This is a genomic window from Streptomyces sp. H27-D2 (genome assembly GCF_035828615.1).
Taxonomy (GTDB): Bacteria; Actinomycetota; Actinomycetes; order Streptomycetales; family Streptomycetaceae; genus Streptomyces.
In genome coordinates this window covers 10,779-28,591 of sequence record NZ_JAYMZR010000041.1, presented here as the reverse complement: position 1 = coordinate 28,591, position 17,813 = coordinate 10,779, and the positions used below count along the sequence as shown (strand labels likewise).

Annotated in this window: 21 protein-coding genes; 20 read left to right on the top strand and 1 reads right to left on the bottom strand. The window is 70.1% G+C overall.

The annotated features are described in order from the left end of the window. Nucleotide 1: 1 nt before the first annotated feature. The 15 genes from QMK28_RS17465 (at nt 2) to QMK28_RS17395 (ending at nt 11,892) form a co-directional block, all read left to right on the top strand. On the top strand, nt 2-241 hold the full coding sequence (locus QMK28_RS17465) for an RNA-binding protein (RefSeq protein ID WP_326438906.1): 240 nt from the start codon (nt 2-4) through the stop codon (nt 239-241). Between the two features lie 97 nt (nt 242-338). After that, nucleotides 339-1,019: a ribosome maturation factor RimM gene (gene rimM, locus QMK28_RS17460; RefSeq protein ID WP_326438905.1), complete on the top strand. Its 681-nt coding sequence runs from the start codon at nt 339-341 to the stop codon at nt 1,017-1,019. Next, nucleotides 1,019-1,843 (top strand): tRNA (guanosine(37)-N1)-methyltransferase TrmD, encoded by an 825-nt coding sequence (trmD, locus tag QMK28_RS17455; protein ID WP_326438904.1) that lies wholly within the window; start codon nt 1,019-1,021, stop codon nt 1,841-1,843. Before rimM ends, trmD begins: the two co-directional genes overlap by 1 nt. A gap of 130 nt (nt 1,844-1,973) precedes the next feature. Further along, complete coding sequence (gene rplS / locus QMK28_RS17450; protein ID WP_326438903.1) at nt 1,974-2,321, top strand: 50S ribosomal protein L19; 348 nt, start codon at nt 1,974-1,976, stop codon at nt 2,319-2,321. A gap of 45 nt (nt 2,322-2,366) precedes the next feature. Then, a complete protein-coding gene (gene lepB / locus QMK28_RS17445) occupies nt 2,367-3,155 on the top strand; it encodes a signal peptidase I (RefSeq protein ID WP_326438902.1) in 789 nt (262 codons plus the stop codon). Then, nucleotides 3,148-4,173, top strand: a complete 1,026-nt coding sequence (lepB, locus tag QMK28_RS17440) for a signal peptidase I (RefSeq protein WP_443050752.1) — start codon at nt 3,148-3,150, stop codon at nt 4,171-4,173. The genes lepB (QMK28_RS17445) and lepB (QMK28_RS17440) overlap by 8 nt, the downstream gene beginning before the upstream one ends. After that, complete coding sequence (gene lepB, locus QMK28_RS17435) at nt 4,157-5,014, top strand: signal peptidase I (RefSeq protein ID WP_443050754.1); 858 nt, start codon at nt 4,157-4,159, stop codon at nt 5,012-5,014. Before lepB (QMK28_RS17440) ends, lepB (QMK28_RS17435) begins: the two co-directional genes overlap by 17 nt. Before the next feature lie 87 nt (nt 5,015-5,101). Then, entirely contained in the window at nt 5,102-5,890 is a 789-nt protein-coding gene (gene lepB, locus QMK28_RS17430; RefSeq protein WP_326438901.1) for a signal peptidase I, read from the top strand. Next, entirely contained in the window at nt 5,883-6,371 is a 489-nt protein-coding gene (locus tag QMK28_RS17425; RefSeq protein ID WP_326438900.1) for an NUDIX hydrolase, read from the top strand. Before lepB (QMK28_RS17430) ends, QMK28_RS17425 begins: the two co-directional genes overlap by 8 nt. A 39-nt stretch (nt 6,372-6,410) precedes the next feature. Further along, nucleotides 6,411-6,737: a DUF2469 domain-containing protein gene (locus QMK28_RS17420; RefSeq protein WP_326438898.1), complete on the top strand. Its 327-nt coding sequence runs from the start codon at nt 6,411-6,413 to the stop codon at nt 6,735-6,737. A 254-nt stretch (nt 6,738-6,991) separates the two neighbouring features. Beyond that, complete coding sequence (locus QMK28_RS17415) at nt 6,992-7,351, top strand: YraN family protein (RefSeq protein ID WP_326438896.1); 360 nt, start codon at nt 6,992-6,994, stop codon at nt 7,349-7,351. After that, a complete protein-coding gene (locus tag QMK28_RS17410; protein ID WP_326438894.1) occupies nt 7,351-8,982 on the top strand; it encodes a YifB family Mg chelatase-like AAA ATPase in 1,632 nt (543 codons plus the stop codon). Before QMK28_RS17415 ends, QMK28_RS17410 begins: the two co-directional genes overlap by 1 nt. An 11-nt stretch (nt 8,983-8,993) precedes the next feature. Next, entirely contained in the window at nt 8,994-10,157 is a 1,164-nt protein-coding gene (gene dprA, locus QMK28_RS17405; RefSeq protein ID WP_326438892.1) for a DNA-processing protein DprA, read from the top strand. A 237-nt stretch (nt 10,158-10,394) separates the two neighbouring features. After that, a complete protein-coding gene (whiG, locus tag QMK28_RS17400; RefSeq protein ID WP_326438890.1) occupies nt 10,395-11,231 on the top strand; it encodes an RNA polymerase sigma factor WhiG in 837 nt (278 codons plus the stop codon). 112 nt (nt 11,232-11,343) lie between these two features. Continuing rightward, nucleotides 11,344-11,892, top strand: coding sequence for a TetR/AcrR family transcriptional regulator (locus QMK28_RS17395; protein ID WP_326438951.1), 549 nt, complete (start codon nt 11,344-11,346; stop codon nt 11,890-11,892). On the opposite strand, the gene QMK28_RS17390 is transcribed toward QMK28_RS17395, so the two are convergent. Then, nucleotides 11,837-12,526, bottom strand: coding sequence for a M23 family metallopeptidase (locus QMK28_RS17390; RefSeq protein WP_326438888.1), 690 nt, complete (start codon nt 12,524-12,526; stop codon nt 11,837-11,839). The genes QMK28_RS17395 and QMK28_RS17390 overlap by 56 nt on opposite strands. Nucleotides 12,527-13,040: 514 nt before the next feature. Here QMK28_RS17390 and rpsB point away from each other — a divergent pair. From rpsB to QMK28_RS17365, 5 genes are all read left to right on the top strand, one after another. Continuing rightward, a complete protein-coding gene (gene rpsB, locus QMK28_RS17385) occupies nt 13,041-14,030 on the top strand; it encodes a 30S ribosomal protein S2 (protein WP_326438886.1) in 990 nt (329 codons plus the stop codon). A 90-nt stretch (nt 14,031-14,120) separates the two neighbouring features. Then, the gene (gene tsf / locus QMK28_RS17380; protein WP_326438884.1) at nt 14,121-14,957 is read left to right on the top strand and encodes a translation elongation factor Ts; all 837 of its coding nucleotides are present in this window, start codon (nt 14,121-14,123) and stop codon (nt 14,955-14,957) included. A gap of 166 nt (nt 14,958-15,123) precedes the next feature. Then, nucleotides 15,124-15,891, top strand: a complete 768-nt coding sequence (pyrH, locus tag QMK28_RS17375) for a UMP kinase (protein ID WP_326438882.1) — start codon at nt 15,124-15,126, stop codon at nt 15,889-15,891. Nucleotides 15,892-16,071: 180 nt separating this feature from the next. Continuing rightward, complete coding sequence (gene frr / locus QMK28_RS17370; protein WP_326438880.1) at nt 16,072-16,629, top strand: ribosome recycling factor; 558 nt, start codon at nt 16,072-16,074, stop codon at nt 16,627-16,629. Beyond that, the gene (locus QMK28_RS17365; protein ID WP_326438878.1) at nt 16,629-17,738 is read left to right on the top strand and encodes a phosphatidate cytidylyltransferase; all 1,110 of its coding nucleotides are present in this window, start codon (nt 16,629-16,631) and stop codon (nt 17,736-17,738) included. The genes frr and QMK28_RS17365 overlap by 1 nt, the downstream gene beginning before the upstream one ends. Nucleotides 17,739-17,813 lie beyond the last annotated feature (75 nt).

Here is a 17,813-nt window from a genome sequence, read left to right as displayed (position 1 = left end):
GATGCTCGAGGAGGCCCTCGAGCATCTGGTGAAGGGCATTGTCGACAACCCCGACGACGTAGAGGTCGCTTCGCGAACTCTGCGCCGCGGGCGTGTACTGGAGGTCCGGGTTCACCCCGACGACCTCGGTAAGGTGATCGGCCGCAACGGCCGCACCGCACGCGCCTTGCGTACCGTCGTGGGCGCCATCGGCGGCCGCGGTATCCGAGTCGACCTCGTCGACGTGGATCAGGCCCGCTGAGAAGCGATAGAGCACCGGCACGGGCCGGGGTACGGCGCGAGCCGTCCCCGGCCCGTTCCCGTTCGTCCGGAGCAGCACGAGAGCAGGAGAGCAAGCAGTGCAGCTGGTAGTCGCGAGGATCGGCCGCGCCCACGGCATCAAGGGCGAGGTATCGGTCGAGGTACGTACGGATGAGCCGGAACTGCGGCTCGGGCCGGGCGCCGTACTGGCCACGGAACCGGCCTCGACCGGGCCGCTGACCATCGAGACCGGCCGGGTGCACAGCGGCCGGCTGATGTTGCGCTTCGAGGGCGTGAAGGACCGGTCGGGCGCCGAGGCGCTGCGGAACACGCTCCTCATCGCGGAGGTCGACCCGGAGGACGTCCCGGACGACCCCGAGGAGTTCTACGACCACCAGCTGATCGACCTCGACGTGGTGACGGTCGACGGTGTCGAGGTCGGCCGGATCGCCGAGGTCTCGCACCTGCCGTACCACGACCTGCTGATCGTCAAGCGGCCCGACGGCAGCGAAGTGATGATCCCCTTCGTCTCCGAGATCGTGCCGGAGATCGACCTGGAGGAGCAGCGGGCGGTCATCGACCCGCCGCCGGGCCTGATCGACGAGAGCGAAGCCGAGGTCGCCAGCGCGCGGGACGCCGAAGAGGCTGACGAGTCGCCGAAGGCCGACAGCTCGGAGAAGGCCGCCGGGCCGGAGCACAGCGCCGAGCCGGAGAACAGCGACGAGCCGCAGAAGGCCGACGCCCCGGTGCGGCCCGCCGCTCCGGAGAAAGACGCGTAATGCGGCTCGACGTCGTAACGATCTTCCCCGAGTACCTGGAACCGCTGAACGTCTCGCTGGTCGGCAAGGCGCGCGCCCGCGGTCAGCTCGACGTACGCGTGCACGACCTGCGCGAGTGGACGCACGACCGGCACAACACGGTGGACGACAGCCCGTACGGCGGCGGCCCGGGCATGGTCATGAAGCCCGAGCCCTGGGGTGAGGCGCTGGATTCGGTCATCGAGTCCGGTACGGACGGGTCGAAGCCGACGCTGGTGGTCCCGACCCCCAGCGGCCGTCCCTTCACCCAGCAGCTCGCGGTCGAGTTGTCCGAGCGCCCCTGGCTGGTCTTCGCGCCGGCGCGCTACGAGGGCATCGACCGCCGGGTCATCGACGAGTACGCCGACCGGCTGGGCGAGGACGCCGTGCACGAGGTCTCGATCGGCGACTACGTGCTGGCCGGCGGCGAGGCCGCGGTGCTGGTGATCACCGAAGCGGTGGCCCGGCTGCTGCCCGGCGTGCTCGGCAACGCGGAGTCGCACCGGGACGACTCCTTCGCGCCCGGCCCGATGGCGGATCTGCTGGAGGGGCCCGTCTACACGAAGCCCCCGCAGTGGCGCGAGCGTGGCATTCCCGATGTGCTGATCAGCGGTCACCATGGCAAGGTCGCGCGCTGGCGCAGGGACGAGGCGTTCCGGCGTACGACGGACAATCGGCCGGACCTGATCGAGCGCTGCGATCCGGCCGCGCTGGACAAGCACGACCGCGCAATCCTGGCCGCACTGGGCTGGGAGGAGCTGCCGGACGGCCGATTTGGGCGCTCGGTACCCGCCGTGGAAGAATAGGCCGCTGCCCTACGTGCGGCGAGCGCCCCTGCCACAGGGGGAACGTCGTTCACCCGACGCAGTGGCATCCTGAGACCTCATCACGATATTCCGCTGATGACCTGTGGCGTCAGCGAAGAAAGCAGACGGTATGAACCTTCTTGACAACGTCGACAATGAGTCGATGCGCACCGACATTCCGGCGTTCCGCCCCGGCGACACGGTCAACGTGCACGTCCGGGTCGTCGAGGGCAGCCGCTCTCGTGTGCAGCAGTTCAAGGGCGTTGTCATCCGCCGCCAGGGCGCCGGCGTGCGGGAGACCTTCTCCGTCCGCAAGGTCAGCTTCAGCGTCGGTGTCGAGCGCACTTTCCCGGTGCACACCCCGATCGTCGAGAAGATCGAGGTCGTGACCCGCGGTGACGTCCGCCGCGCCAAGCTGTACTTCCTTCGTGAGCTTCGCGGCAAGAAGGCGAAGATCAAGGAGAAGCGCGACAACTGAGCTAACTGCGGCAGTCCACTCCCGGCCGGATAGGCTCTGGGTTCGATGGACACCGATGCACGACCTTCGGAGCGCGACCGCTCTCCCGTCCCCGACCAGGGACCGGGACAGTGGTCGCGCTTCGTGCGTTTTCCGCCGGCCGGCTCCTGGCGGCGGACCGGGCTGCTCGCGGGGGCGAGCGTGGCGGCCATGTTGCTGGTCAGCGCCTTCGTGGTGCAACCGTTCCTGATCCCGAGCGGATCGATGGAGAACACCCTGCGGGTGGGAGACCGGGTCCTGGTGAACAAACTGGCGTACGACTTCGGCGGGCGGCCCCGGCGTGGGGACGTGGTCGTCTTCGACGGGACCGACTCCTTCGTCCAGGCCGGGCCGGCCGGCAATCCGGTGACCGGCCTGCTGCGTGCGGGCGCTGCCGCCGTCGGCCTGGCGGAGCCGGCCGAGACCGACTACATCAAGCGTGTGATCGGAGTCGGCGGTGACCGGGTCACCTGCTGCGACAAGCGGGGGCGGGTCAAGGTGAACGGCCGGCCGGTGCGGGAGGACTACCTCCACCCCGGGGACGCTCCGTCCGCGGTGCCCTTCGACATCGTGGTGCCGCAGGGCACCCTGTGGATGATGGGCGATCACCGCTCCGACTCCAGCGACTCCCGCGACCACCTCGGCGAGCCGGGCGGCGGCATGGTCCCGGTGGAGCGGGTCATCGGGCGGGCCGACTGGATCGGCTGGCCGTTCGGCCACTGGACCTCGCTGGAGCGCCCCGCCGGCTTCGGCCGCGTCCCCGACACGTCCGAACCCCATCTGTTCGAACCCGACCCGGTGGGCTCCCGTGGGTAGCCGGGGTCGGTCGCCGGTCGCGGTGGACGAGCCGAGCGCGGGGCGGCTGCGCGGCGGGCGGGCCGAGCGTCGCCGCGTCGCCCGCCGGGTCAAGCGTCGGCGTCGTCGTTCCGCGATGAAGGAAGTGCCGATCCTCATAGGCGTGGCGCTGCTGATCGCGCTGGTGCTGAAGACCTTTCTGGTACAGGCGTTCGTGATCCCGTCCGGCTCGATGGAGCAGACGATCAGGATCGGCGACCGGGTGCTGGTCGACAAGCTGACGCCCTGGTTCGGCTCCGAGCCGCAGCGCGGCGACGTGGTGGTCTTCAAGGATCCGGGCGGCTGGCTCGACGACGAGAAGAGCACGCTCGGGTCCGACCCGGTGGTGGTCAAGCAGGTCAAGGAGCTCATGACCTTCATCGGACTGCTGCCCTCGGCGGACGAGCAGGACCTCATCAAGCGGGTGATCGGGGTCGGCGGCGACACGGTGAAGTGCTGCGACAAGGGCGGCAGGATCACCGTCAACGGCGTTCCGCTGACGGAGCCGTACGTCAACCCGGGAAACCCGCCCTCGAAGCTGAAGTTCACCGTGAAGGTGCCCAGCGGACGGATCTTCGTGATGGGTGATCATCGGTCCAACTCGGCCGACTCGCGTTACCACCTGGATGAGCCGTACCGTGGGACGATCTCGGAGGACATGGTGGTGGGCCGGGCTGTGGTGATCGCCTGGCCGTTCGGGCACTGGCGGCGCCTGGAGGAGCCGGAGACGTTCGCCTCGGTGCCGGACGCGGCCGCGGGAAGCCCGGCCGGCGCGGTGTCCCGAGCCAAGCCTTCGCAAGAGTTTTCCCAAGAAACACAAGGAACGATCCCGCTTCCGACCCCTGCGGAACTCCCGCTCGTTATGGGAGTGGTGGGCCTGTACCGGGTCTCGGTCAGGCGGTGGCGTGGAATGAGGAGTGGATGTGGGGGACGTGGCGGTCGACGCGCGGTCCGAAACGGATGGCCCGGAAGAGCCCGAGGGAATCGAAGGCCCCTCTGAGGCGGAGGAAGGCAGCACCCGCGTGACAGGCAAGAAGCCGCGCTCCTTCTGGAAGGAGCTGCCGATCCTCATCGGGATCGCGCTCGTCCTGGCGTTGCTCATCAAAACCTTCCTCGTACAGGCGTTCTCGATCCCGTCCGACTCGATGCAGGACACCCTGCAGCGGGGCGACCGGGTGCTGGTGGACAAACTGACCCCGTGGTTCGGCTCGGAGCCGGAGCGGGGCGAGGTCGTGGTGTTCCACGACCCGGGCGGCTGGCTCGGCGAGACCGACACCGCCGACTCCGGCGCGATCGCATCCGGTATTCAAAAGGCGCTCAGCTTCATCGGGCTGATGCCGTCGGCCGAGGAGAAGGACCTGATCAAGCGGGTCATCGCGGTCGGCGGCGACACGGTGGAGTGCAAGAACACCGGTCCGGTGAAGGTCAACGGCAAGGCGCTCGACGAGCCGTACCTCTTCCCCGGCAACACCGCTTGCGGTGACCGGGCGTTCGGGCCGATCAAGGTTCCCGAGGGCCGTATCTGGGTGATGGGCGACCACCGGCAGAACTCGCTGGACTCGCGCTACCACCAGGAGCTTCCTGGCAACGGCACGGTCTCGGTGGACGAGGTCGTCGGACGGGCGTTCGTCAAGGCCTGGCCGATCAACCGCTGGGGCACCCTCCCGGTGCCGGACACCTTCGAGCAGCCGGGGCTGAACGCCGCGGCCGCCGCTGGTCCGGCAGCGCTCGGGTTCGTGGGCGCGGTGCCGCTGGTGCTGTGGCGCAGGCGTCGGCTGACCGACAAAGCGCGGTCGACCGACGGCGCGTCGCTGATCGACAAGGCGCGGCAGGACAGCTGACCCCCGTCCGTACCGCCGGGTAGGGTGCGTTCGCATGCCGCAGAGGCATATGGAACGTGATCTTCTACGCGGAGCGGGAGCGCTGGGATGAGCGGAGCGGGACGTACCGACGACGGCCACGGCCGGCTGGGCGACAGATTGTCCGGGCTGGCCGTGGCCGTCGGCTGTGTGCTTTTCCTGGGCGGTTTCGTATGGGGCGCGGTGCTGTACCAGCCGTACACCGTGCCGACCGACTCGATGGCGCCGACCGTGGGCGCCGGGGACCGGGTGCTCGCGCAGCGAATAGACGGTGCCGAGGTGCGGCGCGGCGACGTCGTGGTCTTCACCGACGCGGTGTGGGGCGACGTGCCGATGGTCAAGCGGGTCGTCGGGGTCGGCGGCGACAAGGTCACCTGCTGCGATCAGGACGGCCGGCTGACGGTCAATGGCGATCCGGTCGAGGAACCGTATCTGCGGGCCAAGGGACCGGCCTCGCCGACGGGCTTCAAGGCGACCGTGCCCGGGGACCAGCTCTTTCTGCTGGGCGACCACCGGGACACCTCGCAGGACTCCCGGGTGCACCTCGCCGACGGGGACAAGGGCTCGGTGCCGCGTGGCTCGGTGAACGCGCGCGTGGACGCCATCGCATGGCCGCTGGGCAACTTCGGGCTGACCGACCGCCCGGCGTCCTTCGAGTCGCTGCCAGGCGGGGTCTCGCAACCGGGACCGCTGCGGCTGATCTTCGTATCGGTCGTGCTGGGTGCGCTGCTGATCCTCGGCGGCGCTGCCTACGGGCCGATCGCGCGACGGCGCGCGGGGCGACGAGGCGCGGGGCGGGGCGGCGGCCGGGCCCAGGACGGCAGCCCGGTGCGGGAAAGGGGAGCGGCCGGTGGCTGAGGAGCTTCGCAGGGTCGCGCGGGTGGTCCTGCTGGACCCCGACGACCGCATCCTGCTGATGCACGGCTTCGAACCGGACGACCCGGCCAGCCGGTGGTGGTTCACGCCCGGCGGCGGGGTCGAAGCCGGGGAGAGCCTGCTGGAGGCGGCGCGCCGGGAGCTCGCGGAGGAGACCGGGATCACAGACGCGGAGCTGGGGCCCGAGCTCTGGCGGCGGACCTGTTCCTTCCCCTTCGACGGCCGGCGCTGGGACCAGGACGAGTCCTACTTCCTCGGCCGCACCACCCGTACCGGCACCAGCACCACCGGCCACACCGAGCTGGAGCGGCGCAGTGTCGCGGGGCTGCGGTGGTGGACTTCCGCTGAACTGTCCGCGTCGCATGAGACGGTGTATCCGACCAGGCTCGCCGAGTTGCTGCGCACGCTGCTCGACGACGGTCCCCCGGGTTCGCCAGTGCTCCTGGAGACTGAGCGCGTCTGACGCACAATGGGGGGACGCACGGCTGAAGGGGAACATGCCATGAGCGCCGAGGACCTCGAGAAGTACGAGACCGAGATGGAGCTGAAGCTCTACCGGGAGTACCGCGATGTCGTCGGTCTGTTCAAATACGTGATCGAGACCGAGCGGCGTTTTTACCTCACCAACGACTATGAGATGCAGGTGCACTCCGTCCAGGGTGAGGTGTTCTTCGAGGTGTCCATGGCGGATGCCTGGGTGTGGGACATGTACCGGCCCGCTCGCTTCGTGAAGCAAGTGCGGGTCCTGACATTCAAGGACGTGAATATCGAGGAGCTCAGCAAGAACGACCTCGATCTGGCGTCGGGCGAGACGGGGTTCAGCACCTGACCGCACCGGGCGTTATGTGATCGCACCGGGCGTCCGCGAGACGTCCGCCGGGCGGTTGTCGGCCGTGCGCCCCGGTTGCTCCCTCCTCGCGCCGCCTTCGCGCCGTCCCCACTCCTGGTCGCACTCGTACGAGCGACCGAGTTATCCACAATGGGTGGGTAGGGCGAGTCGGCGGGCGGAAGTTATCCACCGTTTTCCTCAAGATCCACTGAATTCCTCCGGAGCCGTCACAGTCGGTTCCGGAGGTGGTGCCGATGAACGGGCGAGGAGCACTCGGCCGCTACGGCGAGGATCTGGCGACGCGACGGCTCGCCGCCGCCGGGATGACCGTCGTGGAACGGAACTGGCGGTGCCGGGCCGGCGAGATCGACATCGTGGCGCGGGACCGGGACGCACTGGTCGTCTGCGAGGTCAAGACCCGCAGAACCGGTGGATACGAACATCCGATGGCGGCCATCACACCGCGCAAGGCGGCCCGGCTGCGCAGACTCGCGGAGTACTGGCTCGCGGAGCACGGCGCCGCTCCTTCGGGCGGGGTACGGATCGACCTCGTCGGCGTCCTCGTCCCGGCCCGCGGCGCCGCACGCGTCGAGCATGTGCGGGGGGTGCTCTGATGGGCTTCGCCCGCACCTGCTCGGTCGCGCTCGTCGGAGTCGAGGGCGTGGTGGTCGAGGTCCAGGCGGACCTGGAGCCGGGCGTCGCCAACTTCACGCTCGTCGGACTGCCCGACAAGAGCCTGACCGAGAGCCGCGACCGCGTTCGCGCGGCCGTCGTGAACTCCGGCGCCGAGTGGCCACAGAAGAAACTCACCGTCGGGCTCAGCCCTGCGTCGGTCCCCAAAAGTGGAAGTGGTTTCGATCTGGCTGTGGCCTGCGCTGTTCTCGGCGCGGCCGAGCGCATCGACCCGCGCGAGATCGCCGACCTGATGCTGTTCGGAGAGCTGGGGCTCGACGGCCGGGTGCGACCGGTGCGCGGAGTGCTGCCCGCGGTGCTGGCCGCGGCCGAAGCCGGCTACCGGCAGGTCGTCGTACCCGAGCAGACGGTCGCCGAGGCGTCCCTCGTCCCCGGTGTGTCCGTGCTCGGCGTGCGAAGCCTGCGCCAGCTCATCGCCGTACTCGCCGACGAACCGGTCCCGGACGAAGGGGAACTGCTCGAAGCGGGTCGGCCGGACCCGATGCTCGCGGGACTGCAGCTTCCCGGCGCGGGGATGTGCCTCGGCGGCACTCCCGGCCCGAAGGGGGCCGGGGGCGTGGGGCAGCCGGACCTGGCCGAGGTCGCGGGGCAGGCGGACGCCCGCGTCGCCCTGGAGATCGCGGCAGCCGGCGGGCACCACCTTTTCCTCAAGGGACCGCCAGGTGCGGGCAAAACGATGCTCGCCGAGCGGCTGCCCGGACTGCTGCCCCCGCTCACCCCGAAGGAGGCGCTGGAAGTCACCGCGGTGCACTCGGTCGCCGGGACGCTCCCGCCGGGACAACCACTGGTGAACGAGGCCCCGTACTGCTCCCCGCACCACTCGGCGACGATGGCCTCGCTCATCGGCGGTGGCACCGGCATGCCGAGACCCGGTGCGGTCTCACTGGCCCACCGCGGCGTGCTCTTCCTCGACGAGGCGCCGGAATTCAGCGGACGGGTGCTGGACGCCCTGCGGCAGCCGCTGGAGTCGGGCCAGGTGGTGGTGGCCCGCTCGGCCGGGATGATGCGGATGCCGGCGCGTTTTCTGCTGCTGCTCGCCGCGAACCCCTGCCCGTGCGGCCGGCACTCCTTGCTGGGGGAGGGCTGCGAATGCACCGTCACGATGATCCGGCGCTACCAGGCCAGGCTCTCCGGACCGCTGCTGGACCGGGTCGACCTCAGAATCCGGGTCGAGGCCGTCAGCCGGGCCGAACTGACCGGAGGGGGAGTGCGGCCGGAATCTACGGCCACCGTCGCCGCCCGGGTCCGGGAGGCCAGAGCGCGGGCCGCCGCCCGCTACGAGGGCACGCCCTGGACCGTGAACAGCGAGGTGCCCGGCCACGAACTGCGCACCCGGTGGTGCCCGGCGCCCGGAGCTCTGCGAGCGGCCGAGCAGGACATGGAGCGGGGGCAGCTCACCGCCCGCGGGCTGGACCGGGTGCTGCGGGTCGCCTGGACCGTCGCGGACCTGGCCGGACACGACCGGCCGGACCAGCACGACATCACCTGGGCCCTGCAACTGCGCACCGGCGTCAACAGAGGTGCCGTCGCCGCGGCGGGAGCCGGCCGATGACCGGAGCGCCGATGACCGGAGCCACGAGCGGTCCTGGAGCGGACCGCTGGGCGCGGGCCGGGCTGACCAGGATCGTCGAGCCGGGTGACGAGCTGGTGGGCCGCTGGCTACGGCAGCGCGGGGCGTCGGCGCTGCTGCGAGCGCTGAGCGGGCCGGGGGAGCCACCGGACGGGGCGAGCGCCGAACGGATCGCCGGATACCGGCTGCGCGCCACCGGGCTCGACCCGAGCGCCGACCTCACGGGCGCCGCCGAGGCGGGAGCACGGTTCGTGTGCCCCGGCGACCGGGAATGGCCGGGTCAACTCGACGACCTGGGGGACGCCCGCCCCATCGGGCTGTGGGTGCGCGGGCGGCCCTCGCTGCGGATATGGGCGCTGCGCTCGGTCGCGGTCGTGGGCGCCAGGGCCTGCACCGACTACGGCGCGCATGTCGCGGCCACCCTCGGGGCCGGGCTCGCCGAACGCGGCTGGGTGGTCGTATCCGGCGGGGCGTACGGGGTGGACGCGGCGGCCCACAGAGGAGCGCTCGCCGCGGGCGGCGCCACCATCTGCGTCCTCGCCTCCGGCGTCGACAGCCCCTACCCACGAGGTCACGCCGAGTTGATCGGACGGATCGCCGAACAGGGTCTGGTCGTATCCGAGTTGCCATCGGGTGATCACCCGACCCGCAGTCGCTTCGTGCTGCGCAACCGCGTCATCGCCGCGCTGACCAGGGGCACGGTCGTGGTCGAGGCGCAGTACCGCAGTGGCTCGCTGGTGACCGCGCGCCACGCCCGCGAGCTCGGCCGGTCGACGATGGGGGTGCCGGGGCCTGTGACGTCGGGCCTGTCGGCCGGGGTCCATGAACTCCTGCGGGGTGAGGCGGTTCTGGTCACCGACGCCGACGAAGTCGCCGAACTGGTCGGGAGCATCGGCGACCTCGCGCCCGAACGGAGCGGGCCGGTGGTAGCCCGGGATCTGCTGCACCCGGCGGCGGCTCGGGTTCTGGAGGCGCTGCCCGCCAGGGGAGGAGTGTCCGGCCGTGACGTGGCGCGCGCGTCGGGGACACGACCGGAGGAGGTCGTCAACCGTCTCTACGAGCTCCAGTCCTTGGGTTTCGTCGAACGAATCGGCGAGCGTTGGCAGTTGGCGGCACCGCCCGGCCCTTCCGCGAACGCCCGGCGGGGCGGTCCCTGACCTGGGCCGTTCCGGTGGAAAAGTGAGGAGCGCGGCCGCGTGGAGCGGCGGCGTCCGGCTCCTGGGGACCGGCGCCGGGGACGGCCGCGGACTGCCGGCGAGAAGGCCCGCCGGACCCGCCGGGGCACGCCCGAACAGGAACCCTTCACACACAGCGATACTCTAGTCACGCTACGCTCGCAGGGGTTCCGGCCCACCCCCTCACCCGCGCTTCGGCAGAACGGCTCAAGGCGACCAATGCCCCAGCACACCTCCGGGTCAGACCGCACGGCAGCGCCGCCCGCTGCCCGCGGTACGGTGCGCCCAGCCGCGCCCTCCTCGATCGACGAGCTGTGGCGGTCGTACAAGTCAACGGGCGACGGCCGGTTGCGCGAGCAGCTGATCCTGCACTACTCACCCCTGGTGAAGTACGTGGCCGGCCGGGTCAGCGTCGGTCTGCCGCCCAACGTGGAGCAGGCGGACTTCGTCTCCTCGGGGGTCTTCGGGCTCATCGACGCGATCGAGAAGTTCGACCTCGAACGGGCCATCAAGTTCGAGACGTACGCGATCACCCGGATCCGCGGCGCGATGATCGACGAACTGCGCGCGCTGGACTGGATTCCGCGTTCCGTCCGGCAGAAGGCCAGGGCGGTCGAGCGCGCCTACGCCACTTTGGAGGCGGCGCTGCGCCGTACCCCCTCGGAGGCCGAGGTGGCCGCGGAGATGGACGTCGCGGTCGAGGAACTCCACGCCATTTTCAGCCAGTTGTCGCTGGCCAATGTGGTCGCCCTGGAGGAGTTGCTGCACGTCGGGGGCGAGGGCGGCGACCGGCTGAGCCTGATGGACACCCTGGAGGACACCGCGGCGGACGACCCCGTCGAGGTGGCGGAGGGGCGCGAGCTGCGGCGGCTGCTGGCGCGGGCGATCAACACCCTGCCGGACCGCGAGAAGACCGTGGTCACCCTCTACTACTACGAGGGACTCACGCTCGCCGAGATCGGCCAGGTGCTGGGCGTCACCGAGAGCAGGGTCAGCCAGATCCACACCAAGTCCGTCCTGCAACTGCGGGCGAAACTGGCCGACGCCGGTCGCTGAATCGTCCCTGCCGCCATGTTCGCAGCCGTGCGGAGTCCCGCCGCGGCCGGTCCGTCCGTAGAGTGGACGGGTGCCCAGGATTCGAGCGGCCTCAGTGGCCGAGCACCGGACCATGCAACGCGGCGCCCTGTTGGACGCCGCCCGCTCCTTGCTGTCCGAGGGCGGTACGGAGGCGCTGACCTTCCCCGCCCTCGCCGAGCGCACCGGGCTGGCGCGCTCTTCCGTCTATGAGTATTTCCGCTCCCGCGCCGCGGTCGTCGAGGAGCTGTGCGCCGTGGACTTCCCGGTCTGGGCGACCGAGGTCGAGAACGCCATGGAGCAGGCCGATACACCGGAAGCGAAGATCGAGGCGTATGTACGGAGCCAACTGGCGCTGGTCGGCGACCGGCGGCACCGCGCCGTCGTCGCCATCTCGGCGGGGGAGCTGGACGCCGGAGCCCGGGAGAAGATCCGGGCGGCGCACGGCGGTCTGATCGCCATGGTCGTCGAGGCGCTCGGCGGCCTCGGCCATGAGCAGCCCAGGCTGGTCGCGATGCTGTTGCAGGGTGTCGTGGACGCGGCCGTCCGCCGCATTGAGCTCGGCGCGGCGGAGGACCCGGACGGGATCATCGAGGCGGCGGTCTCGATGGCGCTGTCCGGGGTCCGCAGCCGGCCCTGCTAGCCCGCGGCGGCGGCCTGGCCGGAGCGCCTGCCGGCGCCCCCTCGGGAACGCCGAACACCGGGAGCAGCCGGGACGGTCCGCCGCCCAGCGACTCCGGGGGCAGCAGCGACAAGGGGTCCAGGTAGCGCTCCGCGCGGAGCAGTCCCCAGTGCAGGCAGCCCGCCGGGCAGTGGAACGGGCCGTCCGTCAGCTCGCCGACCGGCTGCCCGGCCGTTACCCGGTCCCCCTTCCGTACGGAGGCCCGCAGCGGCTCGTAGGTGATGCGCAGCGGTGGGCGGCCGGTCCCGGACAGCTCGATCGCCAGCACCCCGCGGCGCCCGACCCGCCCCGCGAACGACACCCGCCCCGAGGCGGCGGCCCGTACCGGCTGTCCGGCGCGGGCGGTCAGGTCCACCCCGCGGTGCCCGGCCGCCCATTGGGTGGCCGGCGGCTCCCAGCCTCGCGCGATCACCGGCCGACGGCCCCCTGCTCCGGTCACGGGCCAGGCCCGCTCCGGTATCCCGGCCCGGCCCTCCTTCTCCGCTTCCTCCGCCCCCTCCGGCTGCCCTTCCTCGGTCCCGTCGCCCACGGCCACGTACGGCCCGGCCGACTCCGACGGACCGGCCGACTCCGACAGTCCTGCCGGCTCAGCCACCCCCGTCAGATCCGTAGCCCGCGCCGGAACGCTCGGCCACAGTGGCCCGAGCACTCCAACCACCCCAGCCACCCCGGTCATCCCGACCGCCCCGAACACCAGCACCGTCAGCACCACCGCGACCGCTGCCGCGCTCCCTGCCGCATGCCGTGTGAATCGCTCTCGTCGACGCATGGAACGACGGTGACGCAGTGCGCGCATGCGTGGGGATCATGGTCGCGATCGGGGGAATACTCGTCGGTTGTGGACAACCCCATCACCCGGCCGTGGCCGAAAGATGTGTGTCGCCTGGGGCTTCACCGGTCCCGTACACTTCTGGTGGCGATCCGGGTGACTGGATCGACTTCGCACGCCCCGCCACTGCCGCATCAGTCCCTTTCGGGCAGCACGGTGGCCGCGTCCCTCGGTCTGCGGAACGACTCTCGCGAGAGCGTCCTCCGTGGCAGGCGCGTCGGGGTGTCAGGCACGGCAGCCGCCCGGCAGCCGTGGAACCGAGATGTCAAGGAGCGCGGCCATGGCCGTCGTCACGATGCGGGAGCTGCTGGAAAGCGGCGTCCACTTCGGTCACCAGACCCGTCGTTGGAACCCGAAGATGAAGCGTTTCATCTTCACGGAGCGCAACGGCATTTACATCATTGACCTGCTCCAGTCGCTGTCGTACATCGACCGCGCCTACGAGTTCGTCCGCGAGACCGTCGCCCACGGCGGCTCCATCATGTTCATCGGTACGAAGAAGCAGGCCCAGGAGGCCATCGCCGAGCAGGCGACCCGCGTCGGGATGCCGTACGTCAACCAGCGCTGGCTGGGTGGCATGCTCACCAACTTCTCGACCGTCTACAAGCGCCTGCAGCGCCTGAAGGAGCTCGAGCTCATCGACTTCGGAGATGTGGCCGCGTCCGGCCTCACGAAGAAGGAGCTCCTGGTTCTCTCCCGCGAGAAGATCAAGCTGGAGAAGACCCTCGGTGGTATCCGCGAGATGCAGAAGGTGCCCAGCGCCGTCTGGATCGTGGACACCAAGAAGGAGCACATCGCCGTAGGCGAGGCGCGCAAGCTGCACATCCCGGTCGTCGCGATCCTCGACACCAACTGCGACCCGGACGAGGTCGACTACAAGATCCCGGGTAACGACGACGCGATCCGTTCCGTCACGCTGCTCACCCGCGTGATCGCCGACGCGGTCGCCGAGGGCCTCATCGCCCGTTCGGCCGCCGCCACCGGTGGTTCGAAGGGTGCCGAGAAGGCCGAGCCGCTCGCCGAGTGGGAGCGCGACCTTCTTGAGGGCGAGAAGAAGGCCGACGAGCCCGCCGCCGAAGGTGACGTGCAGACCTCCGCCGAGACCGAGAAGGTCGCCGACGCCGAGGAGGCCGACGAGGCCCCCGCAGCCGAGGCTGCTGTCGCCGAGGCTCCGGCCGCTGAGGCTCCGGCCGAGGCCCCCGCCGCCGACGCTCCGGCCGACGAGGCCCCTGTCGCCGAGGCGCCCGCCGCGGACGCCGACAAGGCCTGACGACCCTTTCGTTCGGGTGGACGGCGGGGGCAGGAGCCCCCGCCGTCCACCCGTACATCCAACGACTTTCCGAGAAGAGATTGACAGATCATGGCGAACACCACCGCCGCTGACGTCAAGAAGCTCCGTGAGCTCACCGGCGCCGGAATGATGGACTGCAAGAAGGCGCTGGACGAGGCCGAGGGCAGTGTCGACAAGGCCGTCGAGATCCTTCGCGTCAAGGGCCAGAAGGGCGTGGCCAAGCGCGAGAGCCGCAACGCCGAGAACGGCGCCGTCGTCTCCCGCATCGCGGAGGACAACCAGGCCGGCGTGCTGCTGGAGCTGAAGTGCGAGACCGACTTCGTCGCCAAGGGTGACAAATTCGTCGTCGTCGCCGACGCCCTCGCCGCCCACGTCGCCAAGACCGCCCCGGCCGACATCGATGCGCTGCGCGCGTCCGAGATCGAGCCCGGCAAGACGGTCCAGGCGTTCGTGGACGAGGCCAACGCGACGCTCGGCGAGAAGATCGTTCTCGACCGCTTCGCACAGTTCACCGACGGCTTCGTCGCCGCGTACATGCACCGCACCAGCCCGGACCTGCCCCCGCAGGTCGGTGTGCTGGTCGAGCTGGACACGCCGAACGCCGAGATCGCCAAGGACATCGCGCAGCACATCGCCGCGTTCGGTCCGAAGTTCCTCACCCGCGAGGACATCTCGGCCGAGACCGTCGAGAACGAGCGCCGCGTCGCCGAGGCGACCGCGCGCGAGGAGGGCAAGCCCGAGGGCGCGCTCCCCAAGATCGTCGAGGGCCGGGTGAACGGCTTCTTCAAGGAGAACGTTCTGCTCGACCAGGCGTTCGCCAAGGACAGCAAGAAGTCGGTCAAGAAGGTTCTGGACGAGGCCGGCGTCACGCTCAAGCGCTTCGCCCGTTTCCGCGTCGGCGTCTGAGCACGTCACCGATTGACCTACGACCCCGCTAGGGTCGGACGCGACCGGCCGTCCACCGGCCGGCCGCAGATGTGACGAGGAGGCCATTGCCGCACAGGGATCTGATCAGGACCCACCGGCAATGGCCTTCTTCGTATGTCTTCGTATGTGCACGAGGAGAGCTCCAATGAATCAAGGCGCCGAAAAGGCCGACAAGAGCGCTGACGGTGGTAATCGCCACCGGTTCATGCTGAAGCTGTCAGGCGAGGCTTTCGCCGGCGGCGGCGGCCTGGGCGTCGATCCCGACGTCGTGCACAAAATGGCGCGGGAGATCGCCGCTGTGGTCCGGGACGGGGCACAGATCGCCGTCGTCATCGGCGGCGGCAACTTCTTCCGCGGCGCGGAGCTTCAGCAGCGCGGCATGGACCGGGCGCGCTCCGACTACATGGGCATGCTCGGCACCGTCATGAACTGCCTCGCGCTCCAGGACTTCCTGGAGAAGGAAGGCATCGACTCCCGCGTCCAGACCGCCATCACGATGGGGCAGGTCGCGGAGCCGTACATCCCGCTGCGGGCCGTACGGCACCTGGAGAAGGGCCGCGTCGTCATCTTCGGCGCGGGCATGGGCATGCCGTACTTCTCGACGGACACGACCGCCGCTCAGCGCGCTCTGGAGATCGACGCGGAGGCGCTGCTGATGGGGAAGAACGGCGTGGACGGGGTCTACGACTCGGACCCGAAGAAGAACCCGGACGCGGTGCGGTTCGACGCGCTCGGCTACAGCGAGGTGCTGACCCGCGACCTCAAGGTCGCCGACGCCACCGCGATCACACTGTGCCGTGACAACAAGCTGCCGATCCTCGTCTTCGAGTTGCTGACCGAAGGCAACATCGCGCGTGCGGTCAAGGGTGAGAAGATCGGCACGCTCGTGAGCGACCAGGGAACCCGGGACTGAGCCGCCCGGAGCGCCGGCCGGCGCTCCGGGGCCTCGCCTCCGGAGTAATAAAGTCGGCAACTCCCGTACGGGGGAAGACCTCGGTACGGGGATGGACAATGGCCTGCCGGTCGGACACCGTGCAGGAGAAGATGTGCGCAGGGGCGAGTCTGCGTTTATTCACAAGATCGGGAGCAAGCCGTGATCGAAGAGATCCTCCTCGAGGCCGAGGAAAAGATGGAGAAGGCCGTCGTGGTCGCGAAGGAGGACTTCGCCGCGATCCGTACCGGTCGTGCCCACCCGGCGATGTTCAACAAGATCGTGGCTGACTACTACGGGGCACTGACGCCGATCAACCAACTCGCGTCGTTCGCCGTGCCGGAGCCGCGGATGGCGGTGATCACCCCGTTCGACAAGAGCGCGCTGCGCAACATCGAACAGGCGATCCGCGATTCCGACCTCGGCGTCAACCCGTCGAACGACGGCAGCATCATCCGGGTGTCGTTCCCGCAGCTCACCGAAGAGCGCCGGCGCGACTACATCAAGGTCGCCCGGACCAAGGGTGAGGACGCGAAGATCTCGATTCGCGCCATCCGCCGCAAGGCCAAGGAGACCTTCGACAAGCTCGTCAAGGACGGCGAGACGGGCGAGGACGAGGGCCGCCGCGCGGAGAAGGAGCTCGACGACACCACCCACAAGTACGCGGCTCAGGTCGACGAGCTGCTCAAGCACAAGGAAGCCGAGCTGCTCGAGGTCTGATGAACGACTCTTCCTGGGGGGCTCCACCGCGCGTCGGCCAATGGGGACCGCCCGACCAGGGGCCCGTCTCGGCGGGTCCTGTGCACGGCGAGGACTACGCGGCGCAGACTCGGCCCATGCCCATCGTGCCCGACGCAGGCGGAGACCAGGACGACCGTGACCGGGGGGCCGCTCGGCCGAGCGGCCCCCCGTTTCGCTACAAGCCCCACCCGGAGGAGCCGGTGCCCGCAGGCCCTCAGGCGCAGGAACCGGACGAACCGGCGAAGGCGCAGCCGCCGAAACCCCGTGAGAAGAAGCGGGCGGGACGGGATCTGGGCTCCGCGATAGGGGTCGGTCTGGGCCTCGGAGTGGTCGTCTTCGCCACGCTGTTCATCGTCAAGGCCGCGTTCGTCGGCGTGATCGTGCTCGCCGTCGTCGTCGGACTGTGGGAGCTGACCTCCCGGCTGGCGGAGAAGAAGGACATCCGGGTTCCGCTGATCCCGCTCGCGGTCGGCGGCACCGGCATGGTCATCGCCGGCTATGTGCGCGGTGCCGAGGGCGCCTGGATCGCCATGGCGCTCACCGCGCTCGCGGTCCTCGTATGGCGCATGACCGAGCCGCCGGACAACTACCTGCGCGATGTCACCGCCGGCGTCTTCGCGGCCTTCTACGTGCCCTTCCTGGCGACCTTCGTCGCCATGCTGCTGGCCGCCGACGACGGCCCGCAGCGCGTGCTCACCTTCCTGCTGCTGACCGTGGTCAGCGACACCGGCGCGTACGCCGTCGGCTGGAAGTTCGGCAAGAACAAGCTCGCGCCGCGGATCAGCCCGGGCAAGACCCGCGAAGGGCTGTTCGGGGCGGTGGCCTTCGCGATGGGGGCCGGCGCGCTGTGCATGCAGTTCATGATCAAGGACGGCACCTGGTGGGAGGGGCTGCTGCTCGGCCTCGCGGTCGCGGTCAGCGCCACCCTCGGCGACCTCGGCGAGTCCATGATCAAGCGGGACCTCGGCATCAAGGACATGGGCTCGCTGCTGCCAGGCCACGGCGGAATCATGGACCGGCTCGACTCGCTGCTGCCCACCGCGCCGGTGGTCTGGCTGCTGCTGGTCATCTTCGTGGGTAGTGGCTGACCTGCGCTTTTCGCCCGTATGAAGGCCCGAGCGGGGGCCCGCGCCGTCACTAGCGCGGGGCCCCGCGAACCTCTG

Coding starts and splice junctions, on each gene's coding strand:
- QMK28_RS17465 (WP_326438906.1), top strand. CDS start 2: ATGCTCGAGGAGGCCCTCGAGCATCTGGTGAAGGGCATTGTCGACAAC.
- trmD (WP_326438904.1), top strand. CDS start 1,019: ATGCGGCTCGACGTCGTAACGATCTTCCCCGAGTACCTGGAACCGCTG.
- rplS (WP_326438903.1), top strand. CDS start 1,974: ATGAACCTTCTTGACAACGTCGACAATGAGTCGATGCGCACCGACATT.
- lepB (WP_326438902.1), top strand. CDS start 2,367: ATGGACACCGATGCACGACCTTCGGAGCGCGACCGCTCTCCCGTCCCC.
- lepB (WP_326438901.1), top strand. CDS start 5,102: ATGAGCGGAGCGGGACGTACCGACGACGGCCACGGCCGGCTGGGCGAC.
- QMK28_RS17420 (WP_326438898.1), top strand. CDS start 6,411: ATGAGCGCCGAGGACCTCGAGAAGTACGAGACCGAGATGGAGCTGAAG.
- QMK28_RS17415 (WP_326438896.1), top strand. CDS start 6,992: ATGAACGGGCGAGGAGCACTCGGCCGCTACGGCGAGGATCTGGCGACG.
- QMK28_RS17410 (WP_326438894.1), top strand. CDS start 7,351: ATGGGCTTCGCCCGCACCTGCTCGGTCGCGCTCGTCGGAGTCGAGGGC.
- dprA (WP_326438892.1), top strand. CDS start 8,994: ATGACCGGAGCCACGAGCGGTCCTGGAGCGGACCGCTGGGCGCGGGCC.
- whiG (WP_326438890.1), top strand. CDS start 10,395: ATGCCCCAGCACACCTCCGGGTCAGACCGCACGGCAGCGCCGCCCGCT.
- QMK28_RS17395 (WP_326438951.1), top strand. CDS start 11,344: ATGCAACGCGGCGCCCTGTTGGACGCCGCCCGCTCCTTGCTGTCCGAG.
- rpsB (WP_326438886.1), top strand. CDS start 13,041: ATGGCCGTCGTCACGATGCGGGAGCTGCTGGAAAGCGGCGTCCACTTC.
- tsf (WP_326438884.1), top strand. CDS start 14,121: ATGGCGAACACCACCGCCGCTGACGTCAAGAAGCTCCGTGAGCTCACC.
- pyrH (WP_326438882.1), top strand. CDS start 15,124: ATGAATCAAGGCGCCGAAAAGGCCGACAAGAGCGCTGACGGTGGTAAT.
- QMK28_RS17365 (WP_326438878.1), top strand. CDS start 16,629: ATGAACGACTCTTCCTGGGGGGCTCCACCGCGCGTCGGCCAATGGGGA.